We start from the raw sequence: 26,426 nt of genomic DNA, 5'->3' as shown, positions 1-26,426 counted from the left end.
GATCCGCCCCCCGCAGGGAGGGTTGCCAAGAGGTCGCCTGCCGAGCGCGGCGGCCCGCACCGGGTCGGTTCCGTGCGGTCCCCGTCTGGGGTGCCCCGCGCTCAGAGTCCGGGAGCACCCCAGACGGGGAACCAGCGGCCGAGGTCGTCCTCCACGGTGAGGTCGTTCGCCAGCAGTCCGCGTACCTGGAGTTCCAGCGCGTTGTCCCGCTTCTCGGCGCCGCCGTGCAGCGGGGCGAAGGGGTAGAAGGTGCCGCGCTTGTAGAGGTAGATCAGCGCGAGGGAGGCGCCCGAGTTCTCGTGCCGGAAGGACACCAGCGAGCAGAGCAGTTGCGGGCCGAACCCGCCTTCGGCGAGGAGTGTGTTGACGGCGTGCAGGTCGTTGACGAGTGCCGCCATGTCGTCGGCCGGCTGGCGCGCGGTGAGCCAGGTGTAGCCGTAGGAGTCCTGGCTGAACTCGACGGGGATGCCGCCGCGGGCAGTGTCCGCGTCCAGCAGTTCGCGTACGTCGCTCCGCAGCCGGGTGAACGCGCCGCCCTCCACGCTGGCGAAGCAGACGGCACCGACCCCGGTCGGCAGGAACGCGGTCCCGGCCTGCAGGGTCAGCGCGGCCGCGGGCAGCGCGAAGAGCTGGTCGAGGTCGGGCCGCTTGGGCTTGCTGCGGCCCAGAAGCACATCCAGAAAACCCACGCTCGGCCTCCGATCCCGGATGAGTCGTCGTTCGTCGGTCCGGTCAGTGCCCGTACGCCTCGTCGTCCTCGCCGGTTCGCCGCACCGGCGGGGAGTCGCCCCACCAGCCACTCCACCGGGAGTCCCCCCGAGCGGAGAGCTCCGGGAGTCGCCCCGGAGCGGAGAGCAGCGGGCGGTCACTGACCGAGTGGCGGGCGGTCACTGACGGAGTGGCGGGCGGTCACTGACCGAGGGGCGGGCGGTCACTGACCGAGTTGGGTCGATATCCGGCTGAGCTGCTCCAGGCGCTTCTCCAGCTTCGGGTGCGAGGAGAACAGCGAGGCGAGGCTCTCCCCGGAGAACGCCGGGACGAAGAAGAAGGCGTTGTACGGCTCGGCCTTCCGCAGGTCCTTGGTCGGGATCCGGGCCATGTCGCCGCTGATCTTGGTGAGGGCGGAGGCCAAGGTGGAGGGGCGTCCGGTCAGCAGGGCGCCGGCACGGTCCGCCGACAGCTCGCGATAGCGGGAGAGCAGCCGGGTGAGCAGAAAGCTGATCACGTAGACGACGGCGCTGACCAGCGGGACGAGCAGCAGGAGCAGCCCCACCCCGTTGTTGTCCCGGCCCGCGCTGCGGCCGAGGCTGCCCCACAGGGCCACCCGCGTCATGATCCCGGCGAGCACGCCGAGGAAGGAGGCGATGGTCATGACGGCGACGTCGCGGTGCGCGACGTGCGACAGCTCGTGTGAGAGCACTCCTTCGAGCTCGTCCCGCTCCAGTCGGCGCATCAGGCCGGTGGTGGCGCAGACCAGGGCGTTCTTCTGGTTCCGGCCGGTGGCGAACGCGTTGGGGACGTCGCTGTCGGCGATGGCCACCCGCGGCTTGGGCATGTCGGCGAGGGCGCACAGCCGGTCGACGGCGCCGTGCAGCTCCGGAGCCTGCTGCGGGGTGACCTCGCGGGCGCCCATGCTGAAGGCGGCGATCCGGTCGCTGAACCAGAACTGCGCCACGAACAGCCCGCCCGCGATCACCAGCACGAAGGGCCAGGCGTTGCTCAGCACTGCCACCAGGACGCCGACCAGGACGACATAGAGCAGTCCGATCAGGAACATGGTGGTGACCATCCGTGCGGTCAGACCACGGTCTGCGACGTAGCGCGAGTGACGAGCCATGGCGGCCGCTCCTTCCTGAGGCGCGGAGGCTGCAGCGCCGAGCTGCAGCGCGGGAGCGCAGCACGCATGAGGCGCTCTCTTCGATTGTGCCTGTTCGATCCGGTTGGAGACGACAAGAGCGCTCTGACCTGCTGAGCACAGCGATGGTGGCAATGATTGCTATGGCGGTGATGGCGGTGATGGCGGTGATGGTGGTGATGGCTGTGATGACGGCTATGCCCAGAGACTCCGGGCCACCCTGCCCCGGAGTCCACCCTCGCCCGTCCCGCCGCTCCGCGCCCGCGTCCTGCCGCCCTGGGCCCCGCCCGACTGCGGGCGGGCCTACAGGGGGTACCCAGGGGGTGCTCACTCCCGTCCCGTGCGCCCCTTTCGTGCGCTCGCGTGCCCCCTGTCCTCACGGTGTGCTCTCAATTCCTCACTCATCCGTGCGGAGGTCCGCACGCATGTTCAGGCATATGCGCGAAGATGGTTCACGTGACTTATCCGACTCGCTCGTCCGAACACCCCGCCCCCCGGACCCAGCCGTCGCCCGGCAGGCGCACCGCCCCGCGCCTGATCGCCACCGACCTGGACGGCACCCTGCTGCGGAACGACAAGACGGTCTCGGACCGCACCATCGCGGCCCTCGCCGCGGCGGAGGCCGCCGGGATCGAGGTGTTCTTCGTCACCGGCCGGCCGGCCCGCTGGATGGACATCGTCAGCGAGCACGTGCACGGCCACGGGCTGGCCATCTGCGCGAACGGAGCGGCCGTCGTCGACCTGCACGCGGGCGGCCGGGTGCTCCGGGTCCGCGAACTCGCGCGGCGGGACGCGGTCAATGTGGTGCGGGCGCTGCGGGCCGCGGCGCCCGGCGTGAGCTTCGCCGTCGAACGCACCGCGGGCATCCACTACGAGCCCGAGTACCCGTCCTTCCCCCAGGACCCGGGAGCCTCCTACGCACCGGTGGACGAACTGCTGGCCGACGGCGGGGACGGCCGCCTCACCGACCCGATCGTCAAGCTCCTCGCCCACCACCCGACCGGCGACCCCGACGCCTTCCTCACGCTCGGCTGCACGGCCGCCGGGGCCCACGCCGAGTTCACCCGCTCCAGCCCCAGCGCGCTGCTGGAGATATCCGGCCGCGGCGTCAGCAAGGCCAGCACTCTCGCGCTGGCCTGCCAGGAGCGCGGCATCGCCCCGCACGAGGTCGCCGCCTTCGGCGACATGCCCAACGACCTGGCGATGCTCACCTGGGCCGGCAGGTCCTACGCGATGGCCAACGCCCACCCGGACGTGCTGCTGAGCACGGACCACGTCACCGGCTCCAACGAGGACGACGGGGTGGCCTCCGTGATCGAGAGCTTCCTCTGAGGGACCCCGTACCGGCTTCTGGGAGACCCCGTACCGGCCGAACCGGACGTGCCGGGCCGGGCCGGGGGTGTGCTCGCGGCGGGCGGCAGGGTCGCTCGCCGGGTGCGTCAGGAGTGCTCGCGGTAGAGGTCGGTCAGGAGCGCGGCCGCGGCGTGGGTCGCGGGGTGCGGGTCGTGGTGCTGCCAGATGAGATGGACGGGGACGGGGGCGGCGTCGCGCAGGGGGCGGTAGGTGATGCCGATACGGCGGTACTGGGTGCTGGTGGCCTCGGGGGTGATGCCGACGCAGCGCCCGGTGGCGATGGCGGCGAGCCAGTCGTCGATGTCGTGGGTGTACTCGATGGCCGGGCGCGACTCCGCGGGCCACAGTTCGAGGGTGGTGCTGCCGGTGCGCCGGTCCACGACGACGGTGCGCTGCCGCGCCTCGTCCAGGCGGATGCTGCGGCGCCTGGCCCAGGGGTCGTCGGAGGCCATGGCGAGGACACGGCGCTCGTGGCCGAGCACCGCGTGCGCGTAGCGGTGCCGGTCGACCGCGGTGCGGACGAGGGCGAGATCGCACGCTCCTTCGGCCAGCCCGCCCGTCGGACTGTTGTGGCGGATCAGTTGCAGCTCGACGGCGGGGTGCCGCTCGGCCCAGCGGCGCTGGAACTCCGCGGTGTGCCGGCCCACGGAGGACCAGGCGTGCCCGAGGCGGAGGCGGGTGTGCCCGGCGGTGGCCGCGCGGACCAGGTTGTCGGCCTCGGCGAGTAGCTGGCGGGCACGGACCAGGACCTCCACACCGGCGGTCGTGGTGGAGACGGTGCGGCTCGTGCGGTGCAGCAGCCGGACGCCGAGAAGCTGCTCCAGGGACCGCAGGGTGCGGCTGACCGCGGCCTGCGACACGCCCAGTTCGAGGGCGGCGTCGGTGAAGCTCCCGGTGTCGACGATGGTGACCAGGCAGCGCAGTTGGCGCAGCTCCAGTTCCGGCCTTGACCCGTTGTGCATACGTACAGCGTATCGATGGCCGCTGCGATGCATTTTGCGTATGCATGGCGGCGGACGACAGTGCGGTCATGGCACGGTCCTCCGCACCCCGCGCGCACCCGACACCCAGCGCACCTGCACCCGCACCCGTCACCGACGCCCCCGCACCCGCACCCGCCCCCGCACCCGGCACGCTCGACGCGACCGGCACACCCGACGCACTCAGCACAGCCGATGTGCCCGGCCCCTCCCACCGCGGCCGCGGTCGGCTGTCCGGACTGGCACTGATGCTGTGCAGCAGCGTCTCCAACCAGTCCGGTGCGGCCCTCGCCTCGCTCGCCTTCCCGTCGCTCGGCCCGGTCGGCGTGGTGGCGGTGCGCCAGTGGGTGGCCGCCGTTCTGCTGCTGGCCGCCGGCCGGCCGCGGCTGCGGTCCTTCACCGCCGCGCAGTGGCGGCCGGTGCTCGGCCTGGCCGTGGTGTTCGCCGCGATGAATCTGTCGCTGTACGCGGCGATCGACCGGATCGGGCTCGGCCTCGCGGTGACGCTGGAGTTCCTCGGCCCGCTGACCGTGGCGCTGGCCGGCTCGCGGCGTCGGCTGCATCTGGGCTGCGCCGGGGCCGCCGCGGCGGCCGTGGTCGTGCTGGTGCGGCCCGAGCCGAGCACCGACTACCTCGGCATCGCGCTCGCGCTGCTGGCGGCGGTCTGCTGGGGCTGCTACATCCTGCTCAACCGCACGGTGGGGGAGCGGCTGCCCGGGGCGCAGGGCTCGGCTGCCGCGGCGCTGGTCTCCGGAGCGCTGTATCTGCCGCTCGGGATCGGCGTGCTGCTGCACCACCGGCCCACGCTCGCGGCCGTGTCCTGCGCCCTGGCCGCCGGGGTGCTGTCCTCCGCCGTCCCGTTCCTGTCCGACGTCATGGCCCTGCGCCGGGTCCCGGCGCACTTCTTCGGGGTCTTCATGAGCGTCAACCCGGTCTCGGCGGCGCTGATCGGGCTGGTCGCGCTGGGCCAGCACCTTCCGGCACTCTCCTGGGCTGCCGTCCTGGTGATCGTGGCCGCCAACACGGTCGCGGTGAGCACCGAGGCACACCCCCGCAGCGCGGGTCCGACGGTGGTGGAGAAACGCGGTGGACCGGCGGAGCGGCCCGGCCGATAGTTCTCCGTATGTCTTCCCTCGTGCGCCACCTCACCTTCGACTGCCACGACGCCTACCGCCAGGGCCTGTTCTGGGCCGCGGTGCTGGAGGGCACCGTGTCCGACGAGGACCACCCGGGCGACCCCGAGGCGCTGGTGACGGCGCCGGACGCGGCGCTGCTGTTCGTGGCCGTCGAGGACGCCAAGACGGTCAAGAACCGGGTCCACCTCGACCTCCAGCCGCAGGACCGCACCCGGGAGGAGGAGGTCGAGCGGATCCTGGCGCTGGGCGCCACGCTGGTGGCCGACCACCGCACCGCGGACGGCAGGGGCTGGGTGACGCTCGCCGACCCGGAGGGCAACGAGTTCTGCGTCGAACGCAGCGCGGCGGAGAGAGGCCCGGCCGCCGGCTAGCGCACTGTCCGACGCCCGACGATCCGCCGGTGGATGGTGCCTCAACCGGTGGGCGGTGCCTCGCCAGGCGGGCCGCGCCGCAGCCTGCGAGTGCCGGTGCGGGGCCTGCACCAACGCACGGTGCTGAGCGCCGCGCCCGCACTCGTCCGCTTCGCCGGCAAGGCGGAGCGGGAACGCAGGACCAGACGTATCCACGGCATGCCGGACGGACCGGGCCATGGTCAGCCCCTCCCCTTCACAGCTCCGCCTCGCGTCGGCAACGAGTTCGAGCTGCCACCGGCCCACACCATCCAGTGATCACCCCGTTTCGGCGCTCCCACGGCTCGACATGTCCAGTCCGGGGTGCCGTGTGCGCTGCCGCCGGAGAGCGCGGTACCCACTCCTCCCACTTGCGACCGATAGGCGAAGACCTCAGGAAGACACGTTTCCTTGCGCACAGCATCACCTTGCTACCTTAGCGTCACATGGCTTTCAGTTGACGTGCTCAACACAGCAGGGGGGTGCCCATGAATTTCGCCGAGGAATGGTCCCGACTCAAGACAGACGCGCAAGAGCGCAAACCTCGGGACAACGCCGCCATGCAACTGGCCGGATACAACACAGAGGCCCACGGACGCGGCACCAAACTCCACATCACCTCGAAGCTCCTGCGTAAGCGAGCCGGTGACGCAGAAGAAGTCGCCAAGAGCTTCGGCAAGGCCGACAACAAGGCGATCAAGGAAACAGGTGAAGTGAAGTCCGGCTTGTCCGGCTTCAAGAGCGCCGGTGCTTTCGCAACGTTCGAGCAACGCTGGGAGGGCCAGGTGCGGCACGTGAAGTGGATGCTGCGGGACGGACTCGCCGATGCGCTCCGGAACGCGGCCAGCACCTTCGACACGACGGACCACAAGCGGAAACAGGACATGGACAAGCTGGGCGCCAAAGCCCACCAGAACTGACGCTGCTACTTCCGGAGGGGGGAACGTGGTTTCATACCACTCACTGCTGCACGCCGATCTCAAACCACTGAAAGAAGCAGTGCAGAAATGGCACAAGGTCCCGGGGAACTACCGGGAGGTGAGGACCCAGTTCCATCGGCAGGTGGCGAAGGGGCTGCAGAACTCCGACATGGAGGGCGAAACAGCCGACGCGGCACTGAAGTCGCTGGGAAAAGTCACGCGCCAGATCGACGAAGCCATCGGAGAGGCCGAGGACACCTGGGAGTTCCTGGACAGCGCTTACAAATCGCTGAACAAATGGCGCAAGAAACTCAAGAGGCGCGTCGAAGAGGTGGGGGAGGACAAGAACCTCGACATCGACTCCAAGGGCACCGTCCACTACAAGCCCAAGAACCTCGATGACCTGGAACCGGAAGATATCGGGCCACAGGCCAAGCGGTACAAGGAAATCGTCAAGGCCCACAACGACTACATCACGAGGGTACTGGAGCACGCGACTGCGGCCGACGAGACGCTGCACTGGGCGCTGTCCAACGACCACAACGGCCGGGCCAAGGGCTTCGACAGCGACGGCGTCACCAGCATGTCCGACGCCAATCAGCAGCGGAAGCAGGCCCGCAAGGACGCTGACGCACTGACCCACCTGGCCTCCTCGTACGAGAACGGCGGAAACCGCCCGAGCGCCGAGGCCGTGCAGAAGATGGCCGACAAACTCGCCCAGCACGAAGGCGACCCTTACTTCGCCGAGCGCTTCGCGACCCGGCTCAAGGCGAAGGGCGCACTGCGGCTCTGGGAGAGTGTGGCCGGGATCGACAAACCCGGAAAGGAACGTTTCGCAGCAACACGGGACTTCCAGAAGTCCCTCAGTACCACCTTGGCCACGGCATCACATGTGGACAGCCCCGCGATGCACCAGTGGAAGAAAGACGTCATCAGGCTCGGTCCCGAGCGTTTCCCCAACACCCACCACGTGATCGCCCCCGGTGAGTACTACGCGGAGGCCGGCAGTGCCCCCCCGCAGCGTCCGCGGCTTCCAGCTCATGAGCAGCCTCATGCGTTCCGGAGAGTGGGACAAGGACTTCCTGCACGACTACGGAAAGGGCTTCGACGAGGGGAGCGGGGGCAGCAAGAAGCACGTACCGGGTCTGATCGACTTCGAACGCAGCCGGGGCGGCAGCCCGCAGGAACTGTGGCAGGGAAAACCACCGCACGAATACGACTCCTTCCTCAACTACGGCAGGGGCAGCGACGAAGGCATGGACCCCATGGCGGGTTACATGGAGGCACTGGGCCACAACCCGGAAGCGGCACAGGACCTCTTCCACAGCGGCAAGCGCAATTTCGACGGCACGCCCGAGCCGAACGCGGACCTCGACTACCTGCTCCGCAAGCGCGACTGGCCCGCCGGCGGCCCCGGTCTGGGAGACAACGACCGAAGCTACGGCTACGACGAACTCGGCCACGCCCTCGAAGCCGCCGCCTTGAACCGGCCCTGGGACTCCCCGGAAGACGGCCTGCACCGTACCGCCGACAGCGCCAACGTGATGAGCCAAGTGATCAAGGAGGTCGCCGACCATCCCGATCTGGTCTCCGACAAACCCGGCCTCACCAACAGCACCGCGAAGATGGGCGCCGGCTACATCGACGACCTGAACAGAGGCGTGGCCAACTTCGGAGACCGGGAAGACGGTCAGGACCTGCGCGACGCCGCCTTCGGCAACCGCGGCCCCGGACACATGTCATCGGTGCCCAACATGGACGCCATGGCGTTCCTGAGAGAGGTGGGCAAGCAGCCGGGCGGCTACGAGATCCTCTCCGCCGCACAGGACCAGTATGTGATCAGTGCGATGAAGGCACACCCGGACCCCGACAGAGAGCTGAACATCCTCCTGGAGACAGGCGCGAAAAGCCAGGGTGCCCTCGACCACGCGCGCGTCGATGCCATCCAGAGCGAGGCCGACGGAAAGAGTACGGACAAACGTGCCGATCTCATTGCGGCAGCCGCCTGGAAGAAATACGCCGTGAGCCAGGGATTCGGAGCCGCCAAGGGCACCATCGAACTGCCCCTCGGGGGAGACGACGTGCCCTCCTCCGCATCCTTCGGAGTCCCGCTCCTCAACGGCGCCGCGAGCGGTGCACTTGAAACACATTTCAACAACCAAATAGACAAACAAGTCCTGGAACAGTGGAAGGAGGAAACCAAGAAGTACAACGAAGAAGCCATACAGGACAAGAAACATTTCCTCACCGTCAGCCAGCGGCGGGTGATGAAATGGCTGGAAATCTACCGAAAGGTTCACGATATTGACGAGGGCGACCGCTGGAGCGAGGAGAGAGCTGCCCGGATGGAATCGCGATATGGCGACGGCGACACGCAAGGCGATCAAGGCGATGGCGACTAAACCGACTCGTGTGGCTGCACTCGGGTGCACTCTGCTTCTCACCCTCGGGACCGCAGCCTGCTCAGCGGATTCCGACACAGCCGACAACACCCTTCCCGAAACAAAACTGGGGCGAGCCTGTGGCGGAATCTTCGACAAACAGATGCGCAAGGAAGCAAAGAAAACGCGAGTCCACGCCGGTAAAACTGACAGCTACCGAGAAGCCGCCACATATCTCCGGCAACCGGACGCACACAATACGTCCACGTTGAAGGTGTTGTGCCGCCTCACCCCTCTGGAGAAGGACAAACAAATCTCCAGCCTGTTGAACATCTTCGCCGAGTGGTATTTTATAAGGCCACGGAATGGAAAGTCCACGGAATGGCGCCCGTCAACAAACAACGGGGAGTATTCCGGCGCCCTCCTCGTTCTCTGCCTCAACCCGGGCGGTAAAGAATACGAGGACGATCACACACTCAAGTTCCCTCTCTACGATGATCTCCACCTCAGCAACAACTCACGCCTCAAGCTGCTGATCGCAGCAGCGAAGAAATTCGTCCCCCACATGCAGTGCACCAACAAGATCACCTACCCCGACCCGGACGAGGTGGCCCCCCGATAGACACGAGCCCGCCTTCGCGTTCACGGGTCAGCATTTCCGCGAACGGGCCGTCCGCGTAGGCCAGTTGCTCATGGGTGCCGCGTTCGACGACACGGCCGGCGGTCAGGACGACGACTTCGTCCACGGCTTCGAGGCCCTGGAGGCGGTGGGTGATCAGGACGGTGGTGCGGCCCTCCGTGGCAGCCAGCAGATCGGCGGTCAGCGCGTCGGCCGTGGGCAGGTCGAGGTGCTCGGCGGGCTCGTCCAGCACGAGGACGGGGAAGTCGGCGAGGAGGGCCCGGGCCAGCGCGAGGCGTTGCCGCTGACCGCCGGAGAGCTGGGCGCCGTACTCGCCGACGAGGGTGTCCAGGCCGCGTGGGAGGGTCGCCACCCAGTCGTCCAGACGGGCGGCGGCGAGCGCCGCGTGCAGTTGGGGCTCGGTCGCGGACGGCCTGGCCAGCCGCAGGTTCTCCCGCAGCGAGCTGTCGAACAGGTGGGCGTCCTGGGCGCAGAGACCGACCTGCCGTCGGACGGTGTCGGTTGCCGCGTCGAGCGCGGAGACGGCCGGGTCCGGGCCGAAGGTGTAGGTGCCCGCCTGTGGGTCCACGAAGCGGAGCAGCGCGTTGGCGAGGGTCGTCTTGCCGGAGCCCGAAGCGCCGACGACGGCCACCCGGCGGCCCGGTGTCAGATCCAGATCGAAACCGGCGAGGGCCGGCCGCGCCCGGGTCGGGGCGTCCGGATAGCGGACGGTCAGCCCGCGGACGCGGAGGGGGAACGGGTCGGCGGGCAGCGGTTCGGGGTGCTCCGGTTCCTCCACGGGGGCGGGTGCGTCCAGTACCTCGTACACCCGCTCCGCCGAGCGCCGCACCCGCTGCCGGAACTGCACAGCCTGGGGAAGCGGCGTCACCACCTCGAACACGGCGAGCGGGGTGAGGACGACCGTGGCCAGGAGGAGCCCGTCCAGCCCACCTGCCGTGGTGGCGCGTGCGCCCGCCCACGCCGCTGCCGTCACGGTCAGACCGGCGGCCAGGGTGCTCAGCCCGGACGCCAGCGCGGTGCCGGACGCCGAGCGCGCCGCGATCCCGGTCAGCTCCGTGTCCGCCTCGGTCACACCGGCGCGGCGGGCCGCGAGCGCGCCGGTGACCGGCAGTTCACCGGACGCGGTACCGGTGAGCAGGTCCACTGTGCGGACCGCCAACCGGGCCCGCGCGGGGGCCAGTCGGCGCTCCGTACGCCGGGAGAGCGCCGCTGTGAGCGCGGGTACCGCGATGCCCGCCACCGCCAGGCCCACCGCGAGGGCCGCCCCGGCGGCGGGCAGCAGCCAGGCGGCGAAGACGACCGCCGCCACGCTGACCGTTCCGGCGACGGTGGCCGGCAGCAGCCAGCGCAGGAAGTAGTCCTGGAGCGCGTCCACGTCCGAGACCAGCCGGGTGAGCAGGTCGCCGCGTGCCCGGTTCCGCAGGCCCGCCGGGGCCAGGCGCTCCAGTCGCCGGTAGACGGTGACGCGGAGCTCCGCGAGGACGCGCAGGGCGGCATCGTGCGAGACGAGGCGTTCCGCGTAGCGGAAGACGGCTCGGCCGATGCCGAAAGCCCGGGTCGCGGTGACCGCCACCATGAGATAGAGGATCGGCGGCTGCTGGGCGGCGCGTGAGATCAGCCAGCCCGAGGTCGCCATCAGCCCGGTCGCCGAGGCCGCCGCGAGGGCGCCCAGGGCGAGGGCGAGGGCGAACTTGCGGCGCAGGCCGCGGGCCGTTTCGCGTACGCGGGTGAGGGGGTTTCGGGTGGCGGCGACGCCGACTGCTGGTGCGAGGCGGGCGTCGGTGGGTGTCTGCGGGCTGCCTCGGCCCTCTCCCGCTCTCAGGCCGGGGGTGTCCCCACTGCCGCCCCGGACCGCGGGCGGCCCCGAGGCGGTCACGGCAGCCCGCAGCGTCACCGCGTCGCCGGGCAGCTCCAACACCCGGTCCGCCGCTGCCGACAGCGCCGGCCTGTGGGTCACCAGGACCACCGTCTTGCCCCTGGTCAGCCGCCGTACGGCGGCCAGTACGGCGGCCTCGGTCGCCCCGTCCAGCGCGGCCGTCGGCTCGTCCAGCAGCACCAGCGGGCGGTCGGCGAGAAAGGCACGGGCGAGGGCGACGCGGCGGCGCTGTCCTGCGGAGAGACCCGCCCCCGACTCCCCCAGTTCCAGTGCCGGGTCGAGATCCGGCGCCCCGGCGTCGGCGAGCGCCCGGACGACGGCTGCCGCATCGGCGTCGGGCCGTGCCAGACGGACGTTGTCCGCAACCGACCCCGCGAAGAGGTACGGGTGCTGGGGCACCCAGGCGATCTGCTGGTGCCAGGCGGCGAGGTTCAGCTCGGCGAGCGGCACGCCGCCCACCAGCACCCGGCCCTCGGTGGGAGCCGTGAAGCCCAGCAGCACCGACAGCAGGGTGGACTTGCCCCCTCCCGAGGGGCCGGTGAGGGCAACGGTCTCACCGGGGCGCAGCATCAGGTCCGTCGGTGGCAGCGACCGCCCCGCACGCCCCTCGTGCCGTACGGCGACCCCCTCCAGCACCACGGCGGCACCGGAGACGTCCACGCGGGCCGTGCCGGAGGGCGGCATCGGCCGCTCCAGCACCTCGAAGACCGACTCCGCCGCCGCGAGCCCTTCGGCCGCTGCGTGGTAGTGGGTGCCGACCTGGCGCAGCGGCAGGTACGCCTCCGGGGCGAGGATCAGCACCATGAGCCCGGTGTGCAGGTCGAGGTCGCCGTGCACGAGCCGGGTGCCGATGCTGACGGCGACGAGCGCGACGGAGATCGTGGCCAGCAGTTCCAGCGCGAAGGAGGAGAGGAACGCCAGCCGCAGGGTACGCAGGGTGGCGCGGCGGTAGTCGGCGGTGATGGTGCGGATGTTGTCGGCCTGGGCCTTGGCGCGGCCGAAGACCTTCAGCGTCGGCAGCCCGGCGACGACGTCGAGGAAGTGGCCGGAGAGTCGGGTGAGGAGCTTCCACTGGCGGTCCGTGCGCGACTGGGTGGCCCAGCCGATGAGGGCCATGAACACCGGGATCAGCGGCAGGGTGACCAGAATGAGGGCCGCCGAGATCCAGTCGGCGGTGACGATGCGGGCCAGTACGGCGGCGGGCACCACGACGGCGAGGCCCAGTTGCGGCAGGTAGCGGGCGAAGTAGTCGTCGAGCGCGTCGACGCCGCGGGTGGCGAGCGTGGTCAGTTCGCCGGTGCGCTGCGTGGTGAGGTAGCCGGGCCCGAGCGCGGTGGCCCGCTCCAGCAGCCGTACCCGCAGCTCGGACTTGACGGCGGCCCCGGAGCGGTGCGCGGCCAACTCGGTCAGCCAGGAGACCAGGCCCCGGGCGAGGGAGACGGCGGCGAGCAGGAGCAGTGCGCCCTGTTCGAGGGTTCCGTTCCGGTAGGCGCCGACGACCACGTCCGCGAGCAGCACGGCCTGGGCGACGACGAGTCCGGCGCCGGCCAGCCCGAGGGCGACCGAGGCGGCGAGGAACAGCCGGGTGGCGCGGGCGTACCGCAGCAGCCGCGGATCGACGGGCTTCATCGTCGCTTCTCCTTCCCGCGGCGCGGTTCAGTGTCCGCCGGAGGGGGCGAGGTGCTGGGTTCCGATGCGCTTGCGGAACACCCAGTAGGTCCAGCCCTGGTAGAGCAGGACGACGGGGGTGGCCAGCGCCGCGCACCAGGTCATGATCTTCAGCGTGTACGGGGTGGAGGAGGCGTTGCTGACGGTCAGGCTCCACTGGTCGTTCAGCGTCGAGGGCATGACGTCCGGGAACAGCGACAGGAAGAGCATCGCCACCGCGGCGACGATCGCCAGTCCGGAGCAGGTGAAGGCCCAGCCCTCGCGGCCGGCGAGGTTGGTGGCGAGCGCGGCGACCAGTGCGGCGGCGGCCACCAGCAGGGCGGCCAGGGAGGCGGTGTCGCCCCGGTGGGCCTGGGTCCACAGCAGGAAGCCGAGCGCGAGCACGGCGGCGGTGGCGCCCGCGCCGGTCGCGGTGCGGCGGGCGCGGGTGCGGATGTCGCCTGCGGTCTTGAGCGCGGTGAAGACGGCCCCGTGGAAGGTGAAGAGGGTGAGGGTGACCAGGCCGCCCAGCAGCGCGTAGGGGTTGAGCAGGTCGGCCAGGTTGCCGACGTACTCCATGTCCGCGTCGATCCGCACGCCGCGCACGATGTTGGCGAAGGCCACTCCCCACAGGAACGCGGTGATCAGGGAGGTCCAGAAGATGGCGTGCTCCCAGTTGCGCTGCCAGCGCTCCTCCTCCCGCTTGGCGCGGTACTCGAAGGCGACGCCGCGCACGATGAGGCAGAGCAGGATGATCAGCAGCGGCAGGTAGAAGCCGGAGAAGAGGGTGGCGTACCACTCGGGGAACGCGGCGAAGGTGGCGCCGCCCGCGGTGAGCAGCCACACCTCGTTGCCGTCCCAGACCGGCCCGATGGTGTTGATCAGTACCCGCCGCTCGGCCCGGTCCCGGGCGAGCAGCTTGGTGAGGATGCCGACTCCGAAGTCGAAGCCCTCCAGGAAGAAGTAGCCGATCCACAGGACGGCGATGAGGACGAACCAGACGTCGTGGAGTTCCATTGCGCAGCGCCCCTGTCTGTCAGTACGAGAAGGCCATGGGCCGGTCGTCGGAGTCGGCGTCGGCGCCGCCGCTGCCGCCGCCGATCCGGGTGGGCGGGTTGAGGTCGGCCTCGGTCAGCTCGGGCGGCCCGGCCTTGACGTACTTGACCAGCAGCCGGACCTCGATGACGGCCAGCAGCGCGTACAGCGCGGTGAAGGAGATCAGCGAGATGAGGACCTCGCCCTGGGAGACGCTGGGGGAGACGGCGGCGGAGGTGGGCAGCACGCCGTACACGACCCAGGGCTGGCGGCCGGTCTCGGTGAAGATCCAGCCCCAGGCGTTGGCGATCAGCGGGAAGCCGAGGGTGAGGACGGACAGCCGCCAGTACCAGGTGCCGAGCCGGGTGCCCAGTTCGCGCTCCTTGGTCAGGGCGAGCCGCGGCACCTCGTCCTCGCCGGTGCGCAGCCGCTCGGCCAGCCAGAACCGGCGCCGGGTGAGGTAGAGGCCGGCGGCGCCGAGGGCGAGCGAGGACATCCCGAAGCCGATCATCCAGCGGAAGGACCAGTAGGCGACGGGGATGTTGGGCCGGTAGTCGTCCAGCCCGGTGCTGTCCTTGAACTTCTCCCTGAGCTGCGCGTTGGTGTCGTTGATCCCGGGGACGGCCTCGTAGAAGTTGTCGTGTGCGAGGAAGGAGAGGACGCCGGGGATCTCGATGGCGACCTTGTTGTGCCCCTTGTCGACGTCGCCGTAGGAGAAGACGGAGAAGGGCGCCGGTGCCTGGGTCTCCCACAGTGCCTCGGCGGAGGCCATCTTCATCGGCTGCTGCTCGTACATGATCTTGCCGAGCCGGTCGCCGCTGACGGCGGTCAGCAGTCCGGCGGCCACCAGGGTGACCAGCCCGAGCCGCAGCGAGCTGCGCATGACGGCGACGTGCCGCTTGCGCAGCAGGTGGTAGGCGGCGATACCGACCATGAAGGCGGCGCCGGTGAGGAAGGCCGCGGTCATGGTGTGGAAGAACTGCGCGAGCGCGGTGTTCTGGAACAGGATGCCGAAGAAGTCGGTCATCTCCGCGCGGCCGTTCTGCTCGTTGATCCGGTAGCCGACCGGGTGCTGCATCCAGGAGTTCGCGGCCAGGATGAAGTACGCGGAGGCGACGGTGCCGAGGGCGACCAGCCAGATCGTCGCCAGGTGCAGCTTCTTCGGGAGCTTGTCGCGGCCGAAGATCCACAGTCCGATGAAGGTGGACTCCATGAAGAACGCGATCAGCGCCTCGAAGGCCAGCGGTGCGCCGAAGATGTCGCCGACGAAGCGGGAGTAGGCGGACCAGTTCATCCCGAACTGGAACTCCTGCACGATGCCGGTGACCACGCCCATGGCGATGTTGATCAGGAAGAGCTTGCCCCAGAAGCGGGTCGCCTTGAGGTACTTCTCCTTGTTCGTGCGCACCCACGCGGTCTGGAGCACCGCCGTGAAGGTGGCCAGCGAGATGGTGAGGGGCACGAAGAGGAAGTGGTAGACGGTCGTGATGCCGAACTGCCAGCGCGCCAGTGTCTCCGGCGCCAACGCAAGGTCCACGTTGCTCTCTCCTTCAGGCACGCGCCTGAGCGCATTCGTGAATGCGTTCACATTCACAAGACCAGCGTACGACGGCCCCATTCCGGACATGTCACCGGCCCCCCTACTCGCCGTGAAGGCATACCCAAAACGAGGCCGGGCGGGCCCCCGGACCCTCGGGAACCCGCCCGGCCACCGCCGCCGGCAACCGCACCGCGCGGCAGAGCGGCTGTCGGCGACCGGCTACACCTCTTTTCGGAAAGCCGCCGCGACCTGCAGGAAGAGGGCGTTGGCCGCGGGCTCGCCGAGGGAGACCCGCACCCCCTCACCGGGGAACGGGCGCACGGTGACTCCGGCCTCCTCGGCGCGTTCCGCGAACTCGGCGGTCCGCTCCCCCAGCCGCAGCCAGACGAAGTTCGCCTGCGACTCCGGCACCGTCCAGCCCTGCGCACGCAGCTCGGCCAGCACATGTGTGCGTTCTTTCACAAGCGCCTCGACCCGCTCCAGCAGCGCGTCCTCACTGCGCAGCGAGGCGATCGCCGCCTCCTGTGCGAGCTGGCTCACCCCGAACGGCACGGCCGTCTTGCGCAGCGCGGCGGCCACCGGCTCGTGGGCCACCGCGAAGCCCACCCGCAGCCCGGCCAGGCCGTACGCCTTGGAGAAGGTGCGCAGCACGCACACGTTCGGCCGGTCGCGGTACAGCTCCAGCCCGTCGACCACCCGCTCGTCGCGGACGAACTCGCGGTACGCCTCGTCCAGCACCACCAGCACGTCGCCGGGCACCCGGTCCAGGAAGCGCTCCAGGTCGGCGCGGGGGATCGCGGCGCCCGTGGGATTGTTCGGGTTGCAGACGAAGATCAGACGGGTGCGCTCCGTGACCGCGTCCGCCATCGCGTCCAGGTCGTGCGCCTCCCGCTCCGCGCCCCCGGTCAGCGGCACCTGGACCGAGGTCGCGCCGGAGATCTGGGTGATGATCGGGTACGCCTCGAAGGAGCGCCAGGCGTAGATCACCTCGTCGCCGGGTCCGGCGGTCGTCTGGAGGAGCTGCTGGGCCACGCCGACCGAACCGGTTCCGGTGGCCAGGTGCGTGGCAGGCACCCCGAACCGCTCGGCCAGCTCCGCGTACAGCTCCGTGCAGGCCATGTCGGGGTAGCGGTTGACGGAGGCGGCCGCCGCGGAGACCGACTCCAGCACCCCGGGCAGCGGCGGGTAGGGGTTCTCGTTCGACGACAGCTTGTAGGAGACGGGGCCGCCGGTGGCGGCCGGACGCCCCGGCTTGTAACTGGGGATGCCCTCCAGCGCCTCCCGCAGCCGGGGGCCACCCGGGCTCCGCTCGCTCATGTCACTCACCGCTGCTCCTCCTCCGTCGTCACCCTCGGCTCCGCCGGCGCGCTGCGCCAATACTCCTCACCTTAAGAGGATTCACCCGCACGGCGTAGCTCCCCGAGCGATCCCGTGCACGTCCCGCGCGGTCGCCCGTGCCCGCGCGGGGACCGCGAGGGGGCCATGCGCGGTCATGCGGCCATGCGGAAGCCATGCGGCGGCCATGCGGCGGCCATGCGGCGGCCATGCGGCGGCCATGCGGTTTCCCGCTCGGCGTCCCGCGGGCGGGTCGCCGATGGTCCCGTCCGGCTCCGCGATCCCGAGGCGCCAGGGACCGATGTGCGCCGCGAGGCTCGGATGGGGGCGCTCGCATTCATCGCGATCCCCCATTCACGCCTGCGTGCGCCGGGAGGACGCGCGCGCTGGTGGCGGGCGCGGTAGCGCGCGTCACTCGTGAAGGTGAGTTGAGAGTGGCTCTCATCCGCGCCGACACCCTGGAACAGCGCGCTCCCGGCGGTCGGACACGCCCCGGAGCCGCCCGTTCCGAGCTGGGATTTCCCCGCTCGCCGGAGAAGGGGCGGGCAACGGCGCCACACCTCGGCACCGCTCGCCGGGCGCCCTTCCACCCGCCTTCTCCGGGCCTAACATCGGCTCGCCATGACAGCAGCAGAGAAGCATCAGGCGGGTCGGACATCGGCCTCAGCGCCCCTGCCCGGGGCCGGGAGGTGCCCTCCCCCACGCGGCGGGGCCCGGTCGAAGGGACGGGCGGGCATCAGAGATGTCGCCGCCGCAGCCGGTGTCTCCATCACGACTGTCTCCGACGCCCTCAACGGAAAGGGCCGCCTCCCGGACGCGACGCGCAGCCACGTCCGCGAGGTCGCAGAGCGACTGGGCTACCGCCCCTCGGCCGCCGCACGCACGCTGCGCACGGGCAAGTCGGGGCTGATCGGCCTGACGGTGACGACGTACGGCGAAGAACCGTTCACCTTCACGGAATTCGCGTACTTCGCCGAGATGGCCAGAGCCGCCACCTCGGCCGCGCTGGCCCGCGGCTACGCGCTGGTGATCCTGCCCGCACCGGCCCGGCGCGGGCCCGCGGAGGCGGGCGCCCCGGACGTCTGGTCCAACGTCGCGCTGGACGGGACCGTCGTCGTGGACCCCTCCGCGCAGGACCCGATCGTCAGCGAGCTGCTCCGTTCCGGACTGCCCGTCGTCTCCGACGGCCGGCCCAGCGACTCGCTCCCGGTGGCCACCTGGGTGGACAACGACCACGAAGCGGCCGTCCGGGACATCCTCGACCACCTCGCCGACTCCGGGGCCCGCCGCATCGGGCTGCTGACCGGCACCAGCACCGACACCTACACCCGGCTGTCGACCACCGCGTACCTGGACTGGTGCGAGCGGGTCGGCCAGGAACCGGTCTACGAGCGCTACCCCGCGCACGACCCGTGCGCCGGAGCCGTCGCCGCCGACCGGCTGTTGGCCAGACCGGACCGCCCCGACGCGGTGTACGGGCTCTTCGACCCGAACGGCACCGACCTGCTGGCCGCGGCCCGCCGCTACGGGCTGCGGGTACCGGAGGACCTGCTGCTGGTGTGCTGCAGCGAGTCCCCCGCCTACGCCACCACGGCGCCCTCCGTCACCACCCTGTCCCTGAAGCCCCGACGGATCGGCAACACCGTCGTCCAACTGCTGATCGACGCCATCGAGGGCCTCGCTCCGGCCCGCCCCGTCCAACGGGTGATGCCGACCGAGCTGATCGTCCGCGCGTCCTCCCGGCGCGGCAGCGCCCGCACGACGGTCAGCGCCCCTCGCACCCCCGCGGCCGACTGAGCACGCTGCGGCCGTTCGGACTCCCGAAGCGGACCCGAACGGCCGGAGCACGGCCGCAGGGAGCCCGAATGCCAGGAGTCCGGCCGCGGGGAGCCCGGACGCCAGGAGTCCCGAATGCCAGGAGCCCGGACGCGAGGAGCCCGGACGCCAGGAGTCCGGATGCCGGGCCCGGAGCCGTTGTGCGACCGGGCGGGGCCGTGCGGCGCGGCCGGGCGGGTCTCCGGGGGTCTCCGGTGACGGATTCCGTAGGGTACGACAGCGAAGAATTCAGGAGGAATTCCCCTTCGGCCCGGTCACCTCGTCAAATGCGCGCCCCCAGGTGCGTCACAAGCCGCGACCAGCGTTCCTATGATTGGGGGCACCCCGGCCGAAACCGGGGGAGGACGACACCGGGACCGGCTCCCGGCCTGGGGCGACACCCCGGCCGAAAGACCAGCGGATGGGGCCCACGGAAGGGGGAGGTCCTGCGGTGCACGGCGGCGGCGCGATGGTGGAGGGGTCGATGACTCAGGGGGCCGGTCAGGGACCCGACGTATGGCACGGCGGGGAGACAACACACGGCGAGGGGACCGCCCCGGCGCTGTCCGCGGTCGGCCGGCCCGACGGGCCCGGGGAACCGCGCGATCCGCGGTCGGCCGGACTGGCGCCCGGGGCGCGCACGGATCCCCGTGCCCCGATGGCCTCGGCAGCGCCACGCGCCGCGGCGGGCGCCCGGGCGGCGGACGGAGCGGCCCCCGCGGCCCCCGCGCCGAACGGAGCGGCTCCCGTGCCGAACGGAGCGGCTCCCGTGCCGAACGGCGCCGCGCCCGGCGGACCCGTACCGGACGGACCCGTACCGGACGGACCCGCGTCGTTCGCTCCGGCGGCACCAGCGGCTGCCGGAACCGGTGCCGCGCCCGCCGGGAGCGCGACCGGCGACGGGGACGGGATGCCCGAGGAGTACACGCCGACCGAGCGGGATCTGCCCGTGCTGGGGACCGCCGCGGCGGCGGCCGGGGGACCGGAGCCGACGATGGTGGACGTGTCCGTTCCGGCCGGCGCGGTCAACGACGGGGAGGGCCCGCTCTACGTCGTCGGGGACGTGCACGGCTACCTCGACGAACTGCGCTCCGCATTGCGCCGGTTCGGCATCATCGACGCGGACGGCCACTGGGTCGCGGGCAACGCCCGGCTGTGGTTCCTGGGCGACTTCACCGACCGCGGCCCGGACGGCATCGGCGTCATCGAGCTGGTCATGCAGCTCTCCGCCGAGGCCGCGGCCGCGGGCGGCTACTGCAAGGCGCTGATGGGCAACCACGAACTGCTGCTGCTGGGCGCGAAGCGGTTCGGGGACACGCCGGTCAACTCCGGCGCCGGCACGGCCTCGTTCCAGGCGGCGTGGCTGCTCAACGGCGGCCAGCGCAGCGACATGGAGCGGCTCGCCGACCACCATCTGCAGTGGATGTCCCGGCTGGACGCCATCGCGCTGGCCGACAGCCATCTGCTGGTGCACTCCGACGCGAGCTGTTACCTCGACTACGGCGACACCATCGAGGCCGTCAACGACTCGATCACCGAGGCGCTCCAGCGCAACGACGCCGAGGAGACCTGGGAGCTGTTCCGCAAGTTCACCAAGCGCTTCGCCTTCCGCGAGGAGACCGCGGGACCGGCGGCCGTGCGGGAGCTGCTGGACACCTTCGGCGGCACCCGGATCGTGCACGGACACAGCCCGATCCCGTACCTGCTGGGCGAGGTCGACAGCGAGGACGGCGAGAGCGGGCCGGACGTCACCGGACCGCATGTGTACGCCGACGGGCTGGCCGTCGCCATGGACGGCGGCGTCACCATGGCCGGCAAGCTGCTCATCGCCCAGCTCCCGCTGGTGGAGTGAGCCGGGTCCCCGTCGGTCCGGTCTCCCCGCCGGGGGGCGCGGGGACCGGACCGACGGGGCGCGCGAAGCGCGGTTCCACACCCCTGCTGATTCGCGCGCGGATATCCGGGCAGGTTTTTTCCAGAAGTGATCGGCTGGGGGGCGTCGCTGTAGCGGGTCAATTCTGGAAAGTGTCTGTCACGCGACGCGGGAACAGCTCTACCATCAGGGCTTGCCGTCCCGAGTTGTCCGCCTGCTGACCTGCCCCGCCCTCGACTGGCCGCTTGGGCCCTACGGAGCATCGGGGGATGCACATGAACAGCGCTCCGCACCTGCTGCGCGAGGACCGGCCCGAATTCGAGCGGGTCCTCGACGAGGCACTGCGAACCGCTCACCGACGCCCCGACCTGGCGGCGATCGGCCAACGGCTGAACGCCGAGCAGTTGCGCACGATGGCGCTCAGCGCCGCCACCGCGATAGCCGCCTGCGCGGAGGCGGAGTACCAGCAGTTCGTCCGGCTCCGCGAGGAGTTGCGCCGCCCGGAGAACGCCCCTTCCGCCTCGGGTGCCCCCGTCGTGGGAGGCTCCGCGCAGGGCGGCTCCGGCGGTGCAGCGGCCGAGGTGCGCGACCCCGGCCAGGGCGGCAGCAGCGTCGGGGAGCGGCTGGTGGGCGCGATGGGCGGCGAGAGCCTCGCCGAGGCGTCCGGCGCCGGGCTGGTGGCGGTCGTCTCGGTGCTCGCCCCCGTGCTGGCGGCCACCGCCGCCGTCATCTTCCTGCTGCTGGGCCACGCGCTGCGGCTGCTCTCCCCGGAGCCCGCCGTCGCCGGTCCGATCCGCAGCGCCGGCTGGGTGTTCGCGGCCTTCGCCGCGGCCGGGATCCTGGTGGCCATGGCCGGTCTGCTGCTCACGGCGCTGCGCAACGGCGCCAGTTCGATCCGGGCGGGCGGCGGCACGGGCGCCGATCCGGGCGGCAGCCAACTGACCGAGGAGGTGGCGCTGGCCCGCTCCGCCTGGCGGGAGGCGCTGCTGGAGCGGGGCATCGTGCCGTTTCTGCGGGAGGCGCTGGCCGACCCGGACGGTCCGCGGCAGGCGCCGGCCGCGTACGTGCCGCAGCCGCCCGGCAGTCCGCTGGGCTACTCGCACCCCGGGTTCTCCAGCCGCCCCTCCTCGGAGACGGGTGAGAAGTACTCCCGGCCGCGCTTCAGCAGCCCGGACTACTCCAGCCCCGAGTACGGCGGTCCGGAGAGCGCGGGCTGAGCCCGCCCGGCCACGACCGACCACGACCGATTGGGTGCGCCGCCGCCCCCGCAGACGCATCGCGGGGCGGCAGGACCGCAGGGCGTGGGCCTGCCGCCCCGGGCCGACTGCCCGGTTCGCGCCCGGTTCGCGCCGGTACGTGCCCGGGCCCGGATCGGAGTACGCCCGGTCCGGGGCCGCCGCGTGGCGGGCGGCGGTGGCGGGCGGCCGGCAAGCGGTTCAGCCCGCCTGGTCCAGGGCCCGCCGGATGTCGGTCACCAGGTCGACGCTGTCCTCCACTCCGACCGACAGCCGGACGAAACCGTCCGGCACCGCGTCGCCGCCCCAGCGGCCCCGGCGCTCGGCCGTGGAGCGGACCCCGCCGAAGCTGGTGGCATCGTTCACCAGACGCAGCCGGCCCAGGAAACGGTTGGCGAACGCCTGGTCGGTCAGGGTGAAGGAGACGACGCAGCCGTAGCGGCTCATCTGCCGGGCGGCCAGCGGGTGCGCCGGGTCCTGCGGCAGCCCCGGGTGGCGCACGTCCCGCACCTCGGGCCGGACGGCCAGCGCCTCGGCGACAGCCAGCGCGTTGCCGGCCTGGCGCTGGGTGCGGACGTCGAGCGTCGCCAGCGACCGGTGGGCGAGCCACGCCTCCATCGGCCCCGGGATCGCACCGACCGTCTTGCGCCAGCCGCGTACCGCCGCCGCGATGTCCGGGTTGCGGGTGGCCACATAGCCCAGGAGCACGTCGCCGTGCCCGGTGAGCGCCTTGGTGCCGCTGGCCACCGAGATGTCGGCCCCCAGCAGGAGGGGGCGCTGGCCGAGGGGAGTGGCGAGGGTGTTGTCCACGGCCACCAGCGCACCGCCCTCGTGCGCGGCCGCCGCCAGCTTGCGGATGTCGCACACGTCCAGCCCCGGGTTGGAGGGCGTCTCCAGCCACAGCAGATCGGCCCCCTCCAGTTCGGCGAGCTGCCCGTCGCCGCCGGTGGGAGCGGTGCGCACCCGGACACCGAAGTTCTCCAGCCGCTCGCGGAGCGCGGACAGCAGGTTGTAGCCGTCCGAGGGCAGCACCACCGTCCGGCCCGGCCGGGTCTGCGAGAGCAGCACCGCGGAGATCGCGCCCATGCCGGAGGAGAAGGCCACCACCTCGGCGTCCGGGTCGCCGGGTGCCTCCAGTTCGGCGAGCGCCCGCTCCAGGTGGGTCCAGGTGGGGTTGGCGTCCCGGCCGTAGGCGTACGGTGCGCCCTCCACCTCGCCGGGCAGGTGGTAGTGGGCGGCGAAGACCGGCCCCGGCAGGGGCGGTTCGTACGGCTCCTCGGCGGGCAGTCCGGCGCGGACCACCCGGGTGCCGTCGGCGTCGTTCGCCGGGCCGTAGTCCAGATGCGGGCCGGTGAAGGGCGGATCGTCCGGAGCGGTCATGGCTGCCTCTCTGTCGCGCGACGCGGCGGGCCGCGGTCGGTTCCCGCCCGGTGCGGGCGGCGGCCTGCGGGGGCCGCCCGCACGGTGGGCGGGTCAGCCGAGTGCCGCGCGGGCCGCCGCGCCGCTCTCAGCACCGTAACCGCCGCCGAAGAGCACGGCGTGGACCAGAAGGTGCTGGAGTTGGTGCAGCGGGACTCGGGCCCGGCGGCCGGGCAGCGGACGGACCTCCTCGTACGCGGCGAGCAGCACCGGCAGTTCGGGGCAGCCGAACAGTTCGAGCATCGCCAGGTCCGTCTCGGGATGGCCGCCCTGGGCCGCCGGGTCGATCAGCACGGCCCGGCCGTCCGCCGTCCAGTGCACGTTGCCGGACCACAGGTCGCCGTGGATGACGGCGGGCGGCTGCGGAGGGCCCGCCACCGCCTCGTCGTCGAGCCGGTCGCACACCCGCTCGACGTCCCGGGCATCCCGCGGGCCGATGCGGGCGCTGTCCACGGCAGCGCGCAGCAGCGGCAGCAGCCGGTGCTCGGCGTGGAAACCGGGCCAGGCGGCCGGATCTGCGGTGGGCCGGGGCGGCGAGGTCAGCGGCAGCGGCCCGAGGTAGCAGGGCTCCCCGGGGGTCCCCCAGGACGGCGCCGGCGTCCCGTGCAGTGCCGCGAGCCCACGTCCCAACTGCTCGGCCGCCGCCCGGTCGGGCGCCCCCGGCTCGATCCACTGCAGGACGAGCACATCCCGCTCGGCGGCGTACACCTCCGGCACCGGGACGGTCCCGGTGGCGCGCAGCCGGGCCAGCCCGGCGGCCTCGGCGGCGAAGAAGTCGGCGGGGGCGGCGTCCAGCGCCTTGGCGAAGACGGTGGTGGCGAAGACGGTGGTGGCGGCGGGAACCGCGGTCTCGGCGGGAGCCGCAGGTGCGGCGGAAGCCGCGGTCTCGGCGGAAGCCGCAGGTGCGGCGGAAGCCGCAGTCTCGGCGGGAGCGCCCGCGTGGCCCGCGTCGGCGTCCTCCGGGTCCCCCGCCGTGCTCGCGTGGCCCGCGTGCCCCGTGTCGGCACCGGCGGGCTCCCGGGCCACGCTCCCGTGCTCCCCGCCGCCCGGGGCCGGGTGCTCCCCGCGCGGGGCCAGAACGACCTGGTAGGCGTCGCAGATGGAGCCGCCGCCGACCGGGACGGCCCGGTCGGCCCGGCGGCCCAGCAGCTCGGCCGTACGGGCCACCGGGCGCGGAGGCGGCGGGGCGGCACCCCCGCCGCCCGCGCCCGCCGCGGCCGTCAACCCGCCTCCCGGGCCCCGACGGCGGCGGCCACCTCCGACAGCAGCCCGGGGACGGCGGCCTCCACCATCGCCAGGCACCGGGCGAAGCCGCGCCCGCCTCCGTAGTAGGGATCGGGCACGCTCAGCTCGTCCGGACCGCTGTCCGGGTCGTACGAGCGCAGCAGCCGCACCGCGGCGGCCTCGGCCGGGTTGCGGGCCATCGCCCGCAGCTCCGCGGCGTGCCCCTCGTCGAGGGCGACGACGAGGTCGTGCCGGTCGAACCAGTCCGGCTCGAACAGCCGCGCCGTATGGCTCAGGGAGTACCCGGCGGCCTCCAGCACGTCGCTCGTGCGGGGATCGGCGGGGTCACCGAGGTGCCAGCTCCCGGTGCCCGCGCTGCCGGTCTCGACCAGGCCGTCCAGTCCCGCCTCCCGCACCTGGGCGCGGAAGACGGCCTCGGCCATGGGGGAGCGGCAGATGTTGCCGGTGCAGACGAAGCAGACGCGGTACATCCCGTCAGTCCCGGTCCAGCGCCATGTTCAGCGCCCAGGAGACGACCGAGATGATCAGGCCGCCGAGGAACGCGGTGCCGAACCCGTCCACGTGGAAGCTCACGTCCAGCTTGTCCGCGACCCAGGAGGTCAGCATGAGCATCAGCGCGTTGATCACCAGCGTGAACAGCCCGAGTGTGAGCACCAGCAGCGGCAGCGAGAGCAGCTTCACGAGCGGCTTGACCACGACGTTGACGACGCCGAAGATCAGGGCGACGACGAGCAGCGTCAGCGCCTTCTCACCTGAGGAACCACCGGTCAGCTCGATATCGCTGAGCAGCCAGGTCGCGACGGCCAGAGCCGCCGCGTTGGCCAGCGTCTTGATGAGGAAGTTCATACTCAGATCGTCGCAGAACAGCTGCCGGGCCAGGGAGAGGGGACAGCGGTGAAGGCATTCCGGCTGGAGGAGCTGGAGGCGGAACGCGCCGTGAACGACGGCGCATACCTCCGGTTCCTGCACGAGCGCAACATGTCGGCCGGCTTGTACGCGCTGGACGCGGGTGCCGTCGACCGGCAGCAGCCGCACGCCCAGGACGAGGTGTACTTCGTCGTCAGCGGCCGCGGCTCGATCACCGTCGGGGTCGAGACGACGCAGGTGGCGCGGGGCAGCGTGGTCTACGTGCCGGCCGGGGTGTCGCACAGGTTCCACCACATCTCGGAGGATCTGCGCGTGCTGGTGGTCTTCTCGCCTCCCGAGAGCTGATCCCGAGAGCTGAGCGGGTCCCGGGGGCGAACCGAGCCGGTTCTTCAGGGTCGCCTCAGGGTCGGTTTCAGGGGAGGACAGGGGCCCGCAGCGGCCCATCGGCACACTGGCCGCTCTAGCATCGAGGGCAGAGGGTGCGAAGAGCCCTCGTCAACTCTCAGAGACGGAGCAGACAGTCATGGACGCGAAAGGCACCCTTGCCGGCCTGCCGTGGTGGGTCACATGGATCGTCATACCGGTGATCGCACTCGTCGTCTTCGGCGGCCTGATCGCCAGCCTGGTCGGCTTCCTGATCGGCCTGCTGTTCAAGGTGCTGATCTTCGTCGCCCTGGTCGGCGGTGTCGTCTACCTCGTCCGCCACTTCAAGGGCAGCGGGTCCTCGGGCAGCGGCTGGTGAACCCGCCCCGCGCCGGGCACACCCCGCGGTGGCCCGCGGCGTCCCCCGGTGGACCCCCGGAGGACCCCCGGAGGCGGCACCGCGGGAACGGCGGATTCGGCGCCGGGGCCCCGGGGCCGGGCCCGGCGCCGAATCCGCGGGTGGAG

General features: G+C 71.7%; 24 protein-coding genes. 12 read left to right on the top strand and 12 right to left on the bottom strand.

Annotation, left to right across the window (positions count from 1 at the left end):
* Positions 1-101: 101 nt before the first annotated feature.
* Both pspAB and htpX read right to left on the bottom strand, forming a co-directional pair.
* On the bottom strand, positions 102-689 hold the full coding sequence (gene pspAB, locus BMX65_RS06280) for a PspA-associated protein PspAB (protein ID WP_074999117.1): 588 nt from the start codon (positions 687-689) through the stop codon (positions 102-104).
* Positions 690-931: 242 nt separating this feature from the next.
* Complete coding sequence (htpX, locus tag BMX65_RS06275; RefSeq protein ID WP_019360016.1) at positions 932-1,837, bottom strand: zinc metalloprotease HtpX; 906 nt, start codon at positions 1,835-1,837, stop codon at positions 932-934.
* Between the two features lie 465 nt (positions 1,838-2,302).
* Between htpX and BMX65_RS06270 the strand changes: the two genes are divergently transcribed.
* The gene (locus BMX65_RS06270; protein WP_074999116.1) at positions 2,303-3,187 is read left to right on the top strand and encodes an HAD family hydrolase; all 885 of its coding nucleotides are present in this window, start codon (positions 2,303-2,305) and stop codon (positions 3,185-3,187) included.
* 107 nt (positions 3,188-3,294) lie between these two features.
* Here the strand turns inward: BMX65_RS06270 and BMX65_RS06265 are convergent, their stop codons facing one another.
* A complete protein-coding gene (locus BMX65_RS06265; RefSeq protein WP_074999115.1) occupies positions 3,295-4,170 on the bottom strand; it encodes a LysR family transcriptional regulator in 876 nt (291 codons plus the stop codon).
* 266 nt (positions 4,171-4,436) lie between these two features.
* On the opposite strand from BMX65_RS06265, the gene BMX65_RS06260 reads away from it, so the two are divergent.
* The 4 genes from BMX65_RS06260 to BMX65_RS06245 all read left to right on the top strand — a co-directional run bounded on the left by BMX65_RS06260 (position 4,437) and on the right by BMX65_RS06245 (position 6,633).
* Positions 4,437-5,303, top strand: coding sequence for an EamA family transporter (locus tag BMX65_RS06260; protein ID WP_239502071.1), 867 nt, complete (start codon positions 4,437-4,439; stop codon positions 5,301-5,303).
* An 8-nt stretch (positions 5,304-5,311) separates the two neighbouring features.
* Positions 5,312-5,695 carry a VOC family protein gene (locus BMX65_RS06255; protein WP_074999114.1) on the top strand — a complete coding sequence of 128 codons (384 nt, stop codon included), beginning with the start codon at positions 5,312-5,314 and terminating at the stop codon, positions 5,693-5,695.
* A gap of 120 nt (positions 5,696-5,815) precedes the next feature.
* On the top strand, positions 5,816-5,992 hold the full coding sequence (locus BMX65_RS32735; RefSeq protein ID WP_162637666.1) for a hypothetical protein: 177 nt from the start codon (positions 5,816-5,818) through the stop codon (positions 5,990-5,992).
* A 209-nt stretch (positions 5,993-6,201) separates the two neighbouring features.
* Complete coding sequence (locus BMX65_RS06245; RefSeq protein WP_079171715.1) at positions 6,202-6,633, top strand: type VII secretion target; 432 nt, start codon at positions 6,202-6,204, stop codon at positions 6,631-6,633.
* 40 nt (positions 6,634-6,673) lie between these two features.
* Here BMX65_RS06245 and BMX65_RS06240 read toward each other — a convergent pair whose 3' ends face one another.
* Positions 6,674-7,357, bottom strand: coding sequence for a hypothetical protein (locus tag BMX65_RS06240; RefSeq protein ID WP_143081812.1), 684 nt, complete (start codon positions 7,355-7,357; stop codon positions 6,674-6,676).
* 316 nt (positions 7,358-7,673) lie between these two features.
* Here BMX65_RS06240 and BMX65_RS06235 point away from each other — a divergent pair, with 316 nt between their 5' ends.
* On the top strand, positions 7,674-9,035 hold the full coding sequence (locus BMX65_RS06235; protein ID WP_143081811.1) for an HMG-box domain-containing protein: 1,362 nt from the start codon (positions 7,674-7,676) through the stop codon (positions 9,033-9,035).
* Complete coding sequence (locus tag BMX65_RS32420; RefSeq protein ID WP_143081810.1) at positions 8,992-9,636, top strand: hypothetical protein; 645 nt, start codon at positions 8,992-8,994, stop codon at positions 9,634-9,636. Before BMX65_RS06235 ends, BMX65_RS32420 begins: the two co-directional genes overlap by 44 nt.
* Here the strand turns inward: BMX65_RS32420 and cydD are convergent.
* The 4 genes from cydD to hisC form a co-directional block, all read right to left on the bottom strand.
* Positions 9,599-13,159: a thiol reductant ABC exporter subunit CydD gene (cydD, locus tag BMX65_RS06225; protein WP_074999108.1), complete on the bottom strand. Its 3,561-nt coding sequence runs from the start codon at positions 13,157-13,159 to the stop codon at positions 9,599-9,601. The genes BMX65_RS32420 and cydD overlap by 38 nt on opposite strands.
* Positions 13,160-13,186: 27 nt before the next feature.
* Complete coding sequence (cydB, locus tag BMX65_RS06220; protein WP_074999107.1) at positions 13,187-14,194, bottom strand: cytochrome d ubiquinol oxidase subunit II; 1,008 nt, start codon at positions 14,192-14,194, stop codon at positions 13,187-13,189.
* A 19-nt stretch (positions 14,195-14,213) separates the two neighbouring features.
* Positions 14,214-15,749, bottom strand: coding sequence for a cytochrome ubiquinol oxidase subunit I (locus tag BMX65_RS06215; RefSeq protein ID WP_074999106.1), 1,536 nt, complete (start codon positions 15,747-15,749; stop codon positions 14,214-14,216).
* A gap of 222 nt (positions 15,750-15,971) precedes the next feature.
* Positions 15,972-17,069, bottom strand: a complete 1,098-nt coding sequence (hisC, locus tag BMX65_RS06210) for a histidinol-phosphate transaminase (protein WP_074999105.1) — start codon at positions 17,067-17,069, stop codon at positions 15,972-15,974.
* 639 nt (positions 17,070-17,708) lie between these two features.
* Here hisC and BMX65_RS06205 point away from each other — a divergent pair.
* From BMX65_RS06205 to BMX65_RS06195, 3 genes are all read left to right on the top strand, one after another.
* Positions 17,709-18,884: a LacI family DNA-binding transcriptional regulator gene (locus BMX65_RS06205; protein WP_074999104.1), complete on the top strand. Its 1,176-nt coding sequence runs from the start codon at positions 17,709-17,711 to the stop codon at positions 18,882-18,884.
* Positions 18,885-19,371: 487 nt separating this feature from the next.
* Complete coding sequence (locus BMX65_RS06200) at positions 19,372-20,754, top strand: metallophosphoesterase family protein (protein ID WP_074999287.1); 1,383 nt, start codon at positions 19,372-19,374, stop codon at positions 20,752-20,754.
* A gap of 287 nt (positions 20,755-21,041) precedes the next feature.
* Positions 21,042-21,989 carry a hypothetical protein gene (locus BMX65_RS06195; RefSeq protein ID WP_074999103.1) on the top strand — a complete coding sequence of 316 codons (948 nt, stop codon included), beginning with the start codon at positions 21,042-21,044 and terminating at the stop codon, positions 21,987-21,989.
* 219 nt (positions 21,990-22,208) lie between these two features.
* On the opposite strand, the gene BMX65_RS06190 is transcribed toward BMX65_RS06195, so the two are convergent.
* From BMX65_RS06190 to BMX65_RS06175, 4 genes are all read right to left on the bottom strand, one after another.
* Entirely contained in the window at positions 22,209-23,387 is a 1,179-nt protein-coding gene (locus BMX65_RS06190; protein ID WP_074999102.1) for a cystathionine gamma-lyase, read from the bottom strand.
* Between the two features lie 93 nt (positions 23,388-23,480).
* Positions 23,481-24,650 (bottom strand): fructosamine kinase family protein, encoded by a 1,170-nt coding sequence (locus BMX65_RS34105; protein ID WP_338068940.1) that lies wholly within the window; start codon positions 24,648-24,650, stop codon positions 23,481-23,483.
* Positions 24,647-25,141, bottom strand: coding sequence for a low molecular weight protein-tyrosine-phosphatase (locus BMX65_RS06180; protein ID WP_074999101.1), 495 nt, complete (start codon positions 25,139-25,141; stop codon positions 24,647-24,649). Before BMX65_RS06180 ends, BMX65_RS34105 begins: the two co-directional genes overlap by 4 nt.
* Before the next feature lie 4 nt (positions 25,142-25,145).
* The gene (locus tag BMX65_RS06175; RefSeq protein WP_019356699.1) at positions 25,146-25,517 is read right to left on the bottom strand and encodes a phage holin family protein; all 372 of its coding nucleotides are present in this window, start codon (positions 25,515-25,517) and stop codon (positions 25,146-25,148) included.
* A 48-nt stretch (positions 25,518-25,565) separates the two neighbouring features.
* Here BMX65_RS06175 and BMX65_RS06170 point away from each other — a divergent pair, with 48 nt between their 5' ends.
* Together BMX65_RS06170 and BMX65_RS06165 are read left to right on the top strand one after the other, a co-directional pair.
* Positions 25,566-25,883: a cupin domain-containing protein gene (locus BMX65_RS06170; protein WP_074999100.1), complete on the top strand. Its 318-nt coding sequence runs from the start codon at positions 25,566-25,568 to the stop codon at positions 25,881-25,883.
* A 178-nt stretch (positions 25,884-26,061) separates the two neighbouring features.
* A complete protein-coding gene (locus BMX65_RS06165) occupies positions 26,062-26,280 on the top strand; it encodes a DUF5326 family protein (RefSeq protein ID WP_074999099.1) in 219 nt (72 codons plus the stop codon).
* Positions 26,281-26,426: the final 146 nt, after the last annotated feature.

The organism is Streptomyces qinglanensis (assembly GCF_900111245.1).
GTDB lineage: Bacteria > Actinomycetota > Actinomycetes > Streptomycetales > Streptomycetaceae > Streptomyces > Streptomyces qinglanensis.
Note: the sequence above shows the minus strand (reverse complement) of the source record. Positions and strands in the feature narration are given on the sequence as shown.

Coding starts and splice junctions, on each gene's coding strand:
- htpX (WP_019360016.1), bottom strand. CDS start 1,837: ATGGCTCGTCACTCGCGCTACGTCGCAGACCGTGGTCTGACCGCACGG.
- BMX65_RS06270 (WP_074999116.1), top strand. CDS start 2,303: ATGGTTCACGTGACTTATCCGACTCGCTCGTCCGAACACCCCGCCCCC.
- BMX65_RS06265 (WP_074999115.1), bottom strand. CDS start 4,170: ATGCACAACGGGTCAAGGCCGGAACTGGAGCTGCGCCAACTGCGCTGC.
- BMX65_RS06260 (WP_239502071.1), top strand. CDS start 4,437: ATGCTGTGCAGCAGCGTCTCCAACCAGTCCGGTGCGGCCCTCGCCTCG.
- BMX65_RS06255 (WP_074999114.1), top strand. CDS start 5,312: ATGTCTTCCCTCGTGCGCCACCTCACCTTCGACTGCCACGACGCCTAC.
- BMX65_RS06245 (WP_079171715.1), top strand. CDS start 6,202: ATGAATTTCGCCGAGGAATGGTCCCGACTCAAGACAGACGCGCAAGAG.
- BMX65_RS06235 (WP_143081811.1), top strand. CDS start 7,674: ATGAGCAGCCTCATGCGTTCCGGAGAGTGGGACAAGGACTTCCTGCAC.
- BMX65_RS32420 (WP_143081810.1), top strand. CDS start 8,992: ATGGCGACGGCGACACGCAAGGCGATCAAGGCGATGGCGACTAAACCG.
- cydD (WP_074999108.1), bottom strand. CDS start 13,159: ATGAAGCCCGTCGATCCGCGGCTGCTGCGGTACGCCCGCGCCACCCGG.
- cydB (WP_074999107.1), bottom strand. CDS start 14,194: ATGGAACTCCACGACGTCTGGTTCGTCCTCATCGCCGTCCTGTGGATC.
- hisC (WP_074999105.1), bottom strand. CDS start 17,069: ATGAGCGAGCGGAGCCCGGGTGGCCCCCGGCTGCGGGAGGCGCTGGAG.
- BMX65_RS06205 (WP_074999104.1), top strand. CDS start 17,709: ATGACAGCAGCAGAGAAGCATCAGGCGGGTCGGACATCGGCCTCAGCG.
- BMX65_RS06200 (WP_074999287.1), top strand. CDS start 19,372: ATGGTGGAGGGGTCGATGACTCAGGGGGCCGGTCAGGGACCCGACGTA.
- BMX65_RS06195 (WP_074999103.1), top strand. CDS start 21,042: ATGCACATGAACAGCGCTCCGCACCTGCTGCGCGAGGACCGGCCCGAA.
- BMX65_RS06190 (WP_074999102.1), bottom strand. CDS start 23,387: ATGACCGCTCCGGACGATCCGCCCTTCACCGGCCCGCATCTGGACTAC.
- BMX65_RS06180 (WP_074999101.1), bottom strand. CDS start 25,141: ATGTACCGCGTCTGCTTCGTCTGCACCGGCAACATCTGCCGCTCCCCC.
- BMX65_RS06175 (WP_019356699.1), bottom strand. CDS start 25,517: ATGAACTTCCTCATCAAGACGCTGGCCAACGCGGCGGCTCTGGCCGTC.
- BMX65_RS06165 (WP_074999099.1), top strand. CDS start 26,062: ATGGACGCGAAAGGCACCCTTGCCGGCCTGCCGTGGTGGGTCACATGG.